The organism is Gemmatimonadota bacterium (assembly GCA_026706845.1).
In the GTDB taxonomy this organism is placed as follows: domain Bacteria; phylum Latescibacterota; class UBA2968; order UBA2968; family UBA2968; genus VXRD01.
Genome location: JAPOXY010000271.1, coordinates 1 through 7,896, shown reverse-complemented (window position 1 = coordinate 7,896; position 7,896 = coordinate 1). Strand labels below are relative to the sequence as shown.

Sequence of the window (7,896 nt, the reverse complement as noted above, 5' to 3'; positions counted from 1 at the left end):
TTTCCAGTTTTCGTCGCTTCGTTCGCTTGTGTGCCGGGCGCGTGGGGCAACTGGCCAATCTCTCGGCTCTGGGCGCAGATGCTGGCGTTTCTCACACTACAGCGCGACACTGGCTGACGGTCCTGGAAGCGAGCTATGTGGTTTTTCAACTTCCGTCGTTTTACGCCAATATTCGCAAGCGGTTGGTCAAGTCTCCCAAGCTGTACTTCTACGATGTCGGGTTGGCGAGCTATCTCATAGGTATTGAGCATGCTGGACAGGTTGCCACCCATCCGCTCCGCGGGGCGCTGTTTGAAAATGCGGTTGTGGTGGAGACTCTCAAGCACCGTTTCAATCGAGGCTACCGGTCCAATTTGTCTTTTTTTCGAGACGCCCGGGGGTTGGAGTGCGATCTTCTGTATGAGAATGGCAATGGTCTTTGTGCTATTGAGATCAAGTCTGGTGCCACGATTGCCTCTGACTATTTTAACGCGCTCAACCGGATTGCAAAGGTACTGCCGCAAATTTCCGGCAAAGTAGTCGTCTATGGAGGTACAGATCGGCAATCTCGACGAGATGGTGAGGTGGTGCCGTTGTCCGGACTGGATGAAATGCTCGAACAGTTCGAGCGCCAGAGACTGTGATCGCGCGATGCGTGATTGCACTTTATTGTGAATCCTTTTATTTTTTGGAGATATTCTTATGGCACTTAAAGTTGGCGTTGTTGGTATGGGTGGTATTGGCAATCGGCATGCAGGCTGTCATGCAGAAGACGATCTTGCAGATCTCGTTGCGGTGTGCGATGTTGTCAAAGAGTCCGCGGATAAGGCTGCGGAAAGACACGGTGTTAAAGCTTATTATAGTCTCAAAGATATGTTGGAGAACGAGGATCTGGATATTGTCGATGTCACGACCGGAGGAAATGAGAATGGCAGTTGGCACTATGAACCGACGATGGAGGCTCTCGCCGCTGGCAAACACGTTCTGTGTGAAAAACCCCTGTCCAACGATATTGATGAAGCCCGCGATATGGTCGCTTATGCCGCAGAACAAAATTTGTACCTCGGCTGCAATCTCAACCATTATTTTTCTCAACCGGCGGACAAGGCGCGGGAATATATCGCAGAAGGCAAAGTGGGCGAACAAATTTACTGTATTCACAAGATGGGTTTTGCAGGTGGTGAAGCGACTTATAGACCAGGCAAAGGGCCGAAGTCGTGGGGACATCCCTATTTTCACGTCAAGGCTTTTCTCACGCATCCTTTCAGCGTGATGCGCGATTTTTGCGGCAATATCACCCATGTGCAGGCATTTTTTGACCGTCCCAGTTTTCGCAAGCAAGCGGGCGATCTCATGATTTCCCTCAATAGTATTCACGTGCGTTTTGAAAGCGGTGCTATGGGTTATTTGCTGAGCCAGCGCGGTGATGTCACTTTTGGTCTGGGCGGCTGGTGGAGCGTTGAAGTGGCGGGTACGCTCGGGACTTTTTGTATTGAGAATTGCGTTGAAAAAATTACTTTCTGGCCCGCGCCCGGCACAGCGCCTATGCCGGAGAATATGTCGCACGGTGCCGCGCCCGATCCCATTGTGGATGATACGGGGATTACTGACTTTGGCTCCACTTTTCCCAATCGCATCCACGCTTTTCTCGAGGATGTCACCAATGGTGTGCCCAGGGAAGAACTCCGCGCTTCGGGTCACGATGCGCTCGCTGCCCTCGAATACACATGGGCGGCGATTGAATCCTATGAAAATGGCGGTGTGCTCGTCACACCCAATCCCCTGCCTTTGCTCAAACGAGATCCGATGACTTAAAAAGCAAAAACAGGACCAGATTCAAGTGTCCCGTTTTTTGTTGTATTCCACTCTTGCAAATTCCATGCCAGTCCCTTTTGTAGATTAAGAAATAGTTGTAAAATCGGTGCAAGAGGCTTATGTTATCGCATTCAAAGAATATCCAATCTCATTTAACAAAGGAAGTAGCTATGAACCTAAGGGAAGAAATCAAAGACGATATCGCGATTATTACCCTTACAGGTGAACTGATGGACGGTCCTGATGTTATGCCGTTTCACGACCACATCAAGCAACTCGTTGCAAGTGGCACCAATCGCGTGATTGTCGATTTTTCTGCTGTCAGGTGGTTTGGCAGTGCAATGCTCGGGGTTCTCACCGCATCTCTGGCGACAGTTAAGGCTGCAGGTGGCGATTTGCGTCTGGTGGGTATTACCAGAAGAATCGAGAGCATTCTCATGGTTACGTCTCTGGCTTCGGCTTTTCAAACGTTCAGAACGGTGAACCGCGCTATGGTCAGTTTCAGGCATGAGTAAACGACCATCCGCAGAGCGGATGGCTTTTGACAATTGACGATGTCACATTCTGAACTCACTCGCAGCGTTCGATTGTATCCGATTTATGCCCCCTTAACGCAGGCGTATTTCTGGTTGCCCGTCTTTTTTCTCTATTTTAACCAGCACATGCCCATTGAGCAGGTGCTGCGTCTCGAAGCCATTTATTATGTTGCCGTTGTTATTCTGGAAGTGCCCTCCGGGTATTTGTCCGATACTCTGGGGCGTCGTCTGACCCTTCTGATTTCTGCTGTTTCAGCGATCTTTGCGTATGCTCTGTTTTTTTTGGGTGGGTCTTTTGGTATTTTTGTGCTGGCGCAAATTGGGCTGGCTGCAAGCATGGCCTTTCGGTCTGGCACGGATACGTCGTTTCACTACGATTTGCTCAAATGTTTGGATAGAGAAGACGCCTATCCCCAGCGCGAAGCGCGCATTACGCGGAATGTTTTTATTGCTTCAGCAGGTGCTGCGCTCCTTGGGGGGGCGGTGTCTATCTTTGCTTTGCGCGTCGCCTATGGCCTGTCTTTGTTGGCCGCTTGCGTGGCTTTTGCGCTGGTTTTGTTATTTGCCGAACCCGACCGAGAGTCCAGTGCTGCTTCTGGAGGACAGGCGTCGGGATTTTTTTTGCAGATTCGCGCCTGTCTTGCGTATCTCAGCCAACCCGTGCTTGGCTGGTTGATGTTGTTTTCCGTTTTTATGACGGTTGTCAACCATATCCCCTATGAATTTTATCAGCCCTATATCCAGTTGCTTGGTGCCCAGGCTTCTACCCCGTTGCTTACGGGTTTACACACGGCGCTGACGATGGGTATTGCCGCGTGGTTTGCAAAACAGAGTATTCGCCTGCGCGATCATTTCGGTACCCGGTCAGCACTTATGCTCAGTGCAGGGGTGCAGGTTGTTCTCATTTCATTGATGGGGTTCTTTTTTCACCCTGTTGTTGCGCTTTTGTTGGCTTTCCGGTCTGTCCCTCGCGCGCTTATGATTGCGCCTCTCAATGCGGCGACTGTTCCGCGCTTGCAACAACACCATCGCGCGACGTATCTGTCGATTCAGAGTCTGATTGGGCGTTTGTCATTTTCGCTTTGTCTTGCTCTTCTGGCTGGTGTTTCGTCGGCGGAAGGTCCAGATGTTGCGCTGTCGCAGACGCTTTTGCACTGCGCGGTGTTTGCCATTGCGGGGTGTGTCGTTCTCGCTGTTCTCGCTGTTGTGATTCCCAGGTCGCAGTGGCGATTGACGAATTAAAAATTAATAGTCAGGGTTTGGGAGCTGAGAGATTGAGTGGTTAGGCGAACTGACCGCTGACTGCTGATTGCTGATTGCTGATTGCTGGAGGTTTTGATGATGAACGCATTTCTTAGAAAACCGAATTTGTTATTTATCTTTACCGATCAACAGCGCGCGGATACGATGCGGTGTTATGGCAATGATCATATTGATACGCCGCATCTCAATGCGCTTGCGGATAAGAGTTTTGTCTTTGAGAATGCCTATGTCAGCCAGCCCGTGTGCAGTCCCTCGCGCGCTACGATGTTGTGTGGTCTTTATCCGCATACCGCGCGCGTGCCAGCGTGCAATGTTCCGCTGCCTCGAGATGTGCAAACTATTGCGGAGTTGGTGTCTTCCGATTATCGCTGTTGTTATAATGGCAAGTGGCATCTCGGCGATGAAATTTTTCCGCAGCACGGTTTTTCCGAATGGGTTGGTACCGAGGATTCGTATCGTCGTTTTTTTTCGAGTTCTGAACGCCATGCATACCGCAGTGACTACCATCATTTTCTCGTGGAAAATGGTTTTGATCCCAATTCCGAATCCGAAGGTCAGCGCGTTTTTTCCCGTCATGTTGAAGCGAGTATGGATGAACCGTTTACCAAGGCGTCTTTCCAGGGCGACCGCGCTGCCCAATTTATAAACGCCTGTGGCGATCAGCCCTTTGTGCTGGCTGTTTCTTATCTGGAGCCGCATCCACCGCATACCGGTCCATTAAACGATTATTACGATCCTTCAGAACTTCCCGTTGGTCCCACATTTCGCCAGAAGCCGCCGGCTAATGCGTCTCTTCTCAATCGCGTTTTGTCCGCTTATTATATGGAGTCCGAAGAATACGGTTACGATCTTCGCACAGATGAGGGCTGGCGTGCTGTTCGCGCGCGCTATTATGGCAATGTTACGTTGATTGATCGCTCTGTTGGCAAGATTCTCGCTGCGCTTGAGGAGAGCGGGCAGGCGGATAATACGATTATTGTGTTTACCAGCGATCACGGCGAGATGGTGGGCGATCACGGCATTTTGGGCAAGACTGTTTTGTACGAGGAGTCCGTCAGGGTGCCACTTCTCATCCATGTGCCCTGGTTATCCGATCAGCAGCGTGTGATCGGGGGGAATATTTCACATATTGATCTCGTGCCCACGCTTCTGGATTTGATGGGTGAATCCATTCCCGATCATCTGCAAGGCGAGAGCCGCGTGTCCGCGCTGAATGGCGATGCGACACTATTGGAGAATGATGTTTTTATTCAGTGGAACCGCAATGACGGACACCCGCGTCCCGGTGAGGCAGAGGTCAATCCCGCTATGAGTACGCCCTGGCGATCTGTTCTTTCCGCCGACCGCTGGAAACTCAATCTCAGCGCGCACGATCAGTGTGAACTATACGATCTCAATACCGATCCATGTGAAACTGTCAATTATTTTGACGATCCCAAATGCCGGGACCGTATTAAGGATCTGACCGAGCGTATTCGTCAATGGCAGATGCAGACGAATGATAGGGTTCCTTTGCCAGAGGTTTAGCAGGAGATTGATGGTGTGAAAACGCAGGAAAGAAAATGGTGGTTAGCAATTTTATTGGGACTTCCATTTCCAGGACTCGGTCAGATTTATAATGGACAACTCAAAAAAGGTATCCTGTTTTATGTTCTTTATTCAGGAGGGGTGTTTTTATCGATCTTCATCATCATAGGAGGTCTTGCGATTGCTCCCTTGAATCTTGGGATAGCCATGCTTTGTTTCCTGGTTATCTATTTTTACATTGCTTGGGATGCATTCAAAACAGCAAAAAAATCAACTCGATATTTTCAGCGGAAAAGATGTAATCACTGGTTGGTTTATCTGGTGGCAATTGTTGTGATACTGTTCGTTTCTGAGATAGTCATGAAACCATTTCTAAGAACCTGTGTCCTTAAAACGTTTAGTATTCCCAGCATGGCAATGGCAGATACCTTTTTGAGTGGCGATTACATATTTGCAAGTATGTCTGCCTATGGAATTAGAATCCCATTTGTGAGGGATCGCGTGATAGGTGTTGATCGGCCAGATCCAGGGGATTTGGTTATTTTCAAATTTCCAAAGGATTCCAAACGCGCGTTTATCAAACGATGCATAGCAATTGAAGGGCAAGTAGTGAAAATAGAAGATAAGGGTGTATATGTGGATGGAAGGCGATTTGAGGATGCTGAAGGCGTTAAATACGAAGATCTGAGAGTGTGGAACAAACAGAATAGCCCGCGAGATAATTTTGGTCCTTATACGGTTCCCGATGGGCACTTTTTTGTTTTGGGCGATAATCGGGACGATAGTTACGACAGTCGATTTTGGGGCGCTGTTCCAATAGAAAATTTGCTTGGCAAAGCTATTCAGATTTATTTTTCAGAAGATGAAGAGAGTGGGAAAATCAGATGGCTTCGGATTGGTCAAATACCCAATTAGATGTGTTTATTGATGTTGTGTACAAGGAGGTTTGCCTTGTCTTCCAAACGAGAACAATTTGCCCGTGATGGGTTCTTTGTGTTTGAGAATATTCTCGATTCTTCTCTGGTGGATCGATTGCAGCGCTTTAGCGATGATGTGCTCTCGGAACAGGAACCGGAGCATTTTGAGATGCATCGCACGACCGGGAGTATGGTCATGATCGATTGGGCTATGGCTTATCAGTATCCGGTTATGGCTGAACTCATCGCCCATCCCAATGCGCTCAATGCGTTGAAACAACTCGGGTTTGATGAACCAAAGTTTGGGCATGGACGCATTATCAGTAAGCCGCCGCATAGTCCACCGCTGTTCTGGCACGAAGATGGTCGTTTTTGGGATGATCCGGTGAGCTATACGACGCAGCCCATTCAGTGTTTTTTGATGTATTATTTGACCGATACGGTGCCTCAGAATGGGTGTTTGCGCGTGGTTCCGGGATCGCATCTCAAGCGTCATGCCTTACACGACGAGATTTCTCCGAGTCATACTGATGAACTCAGAACATTTGCCAATCCGGACGATCCGGGGTTTTCGCGGGTGGATGACGAGATCGATGTTCCCGTTAAAGCCGGCGATCTCGTGATGGGTTATGGCAGCCTGTTGCACGCTTCGCATGCGAATCAGACAGATCAGCGCAGGACTGTGCTCACGATGTGGTACTATCCGGACTTTGTCGCTTTGCCCGAGCGCACACAGGCTACGGTCGCTCTGGCAGAAGGTAATAACAGTGATGCTGTGTCATCGTCTGAGTTACAGGCTCTGATGGAGCCGCTTAGAATCTCGTATGATGGCGAGGCAGAGCCGATAGAGATACAGTGGATACCGGGTGAGGGGTTGAAGTGAGAAGATGCCCAATTTGAAAAGAGGTTAGTTATGCCAAAAGTCCTTCTCGCGTCTAATAAGCGCGTCCGAGATAGCTATTTTCCGCCGGCAGAACTCGCCCGTCTCGAGACCTTTGCCACATGGGATTGGTTTGAGTGCGAGGGTGGCAATATTTATGAAGCCCATCGCGACCCCGGAATTATTGCGGGTTTAATTGATTGTATTGGGGATGTAGATGCTGTTGTCGTATGCTCCGGGTGCCCCAAGATCGATGCCGAGGTGATGGATAGTGCGCCAAATTTGAAGTTGGTTGGCGAATTGGAAGGTGACCGCTTTGCCGCGCGGATAGATCTCGATGCCGCCTGGGAACGCGGTATCCGCACGGTTGATACGACTCAGGGGTCGTCTTATCCAGTTGCCGAATGGGCGCTCGCGCTTATCCTGATTGCGTTGCGCAATGCAGGGGCGGCTTTTCGCCGCATTATCGCTGGCGATACCATTGGCGCTAAAAACCGCGATATGCGCGGTATGTTGACCGACAAGCGCGTGGGTCTTATTGGGTGTGGGCATATGGGCCGCCGTCTCATTTCTTTTTTGCGTCCTTTTAATACGGATATCTGGGTTTATGATCCGTATTTGTCCCGCGATATTGCCGAGATTGTGGGTTTTACGCAGACTTCGATGGATAAGATTTTTTCAGAGTGCGATGTTATTGTCTGCGTTGCCCCGCTTACACCGCGCACCAGAGGTATGATTGGGAAACGCGAACTCGATCTCATCCAACCCGGGTCGGCCTTTGTCAATGTTTCGCGCGGCGCAATTGTCGATTCCTATGCTTTGATCGAACGCCTCAAGAGAGGCGATATTACCGCGGGTCTCGAGGTTTTTGATCCGGAACCTATTCCTCCCGATAGTGAGATTATTCACCTTCCCAATGTGTTTTTAAGTCCGCATTTTTCGGGGCATACGGGCGATGATTATCCGCACTTTTTCAAAC

Annotated in this window: 8 protein-coding genes; all 8 read left to right on the top strand. The window is 49.6% G+C overall.

The features are described 5' to 3' along the window. The coding region (locus OXG87_23535) for a DUF4143 domain-containing protein (protein MCY3872529.1) at positions 1-623 on the top strand (623 nt) is incomplete at its 5' end. Between the two features lie 58 nt (positions 624-681). Next, a complete protein-coding gene (locus OXG87_23530; GenBank protein MCY3872528.1) occupies positions 682-1,794 on the top strand; it encodes a Gfo/Idh/MocA family oxidoreductase in 1,113 nt (370 codons plus the stop codon). Positions 1,795-1,964: 170 nt separating this feature from the next. Next, positions 1,965-2,309, top strand: a complete 345-nt coding sequence (locus OXG87_23525; GenBank protein MCY3872527.1) for an STAS domain-containing protein — start codon at positions 1,965-1,967, stop codon at positions 2,307-2,309. A gap of 39 nt (positions 2,310-2,348) precedes the next feature. Beyond that, entirely contained in the window at positions 2,349-3,572 is a 1,224-nt protein-coding gene (locus OXG87_23520; GenBank protein MCY3872526.1) for an MFS transporter, read from the top strand. A 96-nt stretch (positions 3,573-3,668) separates the two neighbouring features. Continuing rightward, positions 3,669-5,120 carry a sulfatase-like hydrolase/transferase gene (locus OXG87_23515; GenBank protein ID MCY3872525.1) on the top strand — a complete coding sequence of 484 codons (1,452 nt, stop codon included), beginning with the start codon at positions 3,669-3,671 and terminating at the stop codon, positions 5,118-5,120. Between the two features lie 15 nt (positions 5,121-5,135). Then, positions 5,136-6,035: a signal peptidase I gene (lepB, locus tag OXG87_23510; GenBank protein MCY3872524.1), complete on the top strand. Its 900-nt coding sequence runs from the start codon at positions 5,136-5,138 to the stop codon at positions 6,033-6,035. Between the two features lie 36 nt (positions 6,036-6,071). Next, positions 6,072-6,920 (top strand): phytanoyl-CoA dioxygenase family protein, encoded by an 849-nt coding sequence (locus OXG87_23505; GenBank protein ID MCY3872523.1) that lies wholly within the window; start codon positions 6,072-6,074, stop codon positions 6,918-6,920. 30 nt (positions 6,921-6,950) lie between these two features. Beyond that, positions 6,951-7,896: hydroxyacid dehydrogenase (locus OXG87_23500; protein ID MCY3872522.1), on the top strand; the 946-nt coding region annotated here is incomplete at its 3' end.